This is a genomic window from Ruegeria sp. AL12 (assembly GCF_056540885.1).
On sequence record NZ_JBQFXN010000115.1, the window covers coordinates 1 to 744 of the forward strand.

1 protein-coding gene is annotated in these 744 nt (G+C 60.2%); it reads left to right on the forward strand.

Features of this window, described 5'->3' with window-relative positions; genetic code table 11:
* Window positions 1-65: 65 nt before the first annotated feature.
* Window positions 66-744 (forward strand): amidohydrolase family protein (locus ACR0C6_RS21715; protein ID WP_480621215.1); only part of this gene is annotated, 679 nt, incomplete at its 3' end.

Here is a 744-nt window from a genome sequence, read left to right on the forward strand (position 1 = left end):
TGACGGTTTGATGATAGATGTTCGGCAGGGGTTGCACCTTCGGACACATTCAGAAAAGTTGAGCCATGGAATACACGCCTTTCACAAGTTGGCCCGACACCGCCCCCCGATTGATCGCCGTTGCCGCAGGACGTGAACCGGCCGACATGGTCGTGCGCGGAGGAACTTGGGTGAATGTTCACACACGTGAAGCGCTGCCGGATCACGACATTGCCATTGCCAACGGGCGCATCGCCTTTGTGGGGCCGGATGCCGGACATTGCATCGGGCCGGATACGCAGATCATCGAGGCAAACGGGCGCTATATGCTGCCCGGTCTGTGCGACGCGCATATGCATATCGAATCGGGGATGCTGACCCCGGCCGAATTTACCCGCGCGGTGATTCCGCATGGCACGACGTCGATGTTCACCGACCCGCATGAGATCGCCAATGTGCTGGGGCTGGAAGGCGTACGCATGATGCATGACGAGGCGCTGATGCAACCGGTGAACATCTTCACCCAGATGCCATCCTGCGCGCCGTCGGCCCCAGGGCTTGAAACAACCGGCTATGAGATCACCCCCGAAGACGTGGCCGAGGCGATGAGCTGGCCCGGCGTTATCGGGCTAGGTGAGATGATGAACTTCCCTGGTGTGATCAACGGCGACCCCAAGATGCTGGCCGAGATCGCGGCGACTCAGAATGCGGGCAAAACCGTGGGTGGGCACTATGCTTCGCCTGACTTAGGGCCTGAATTCGCGG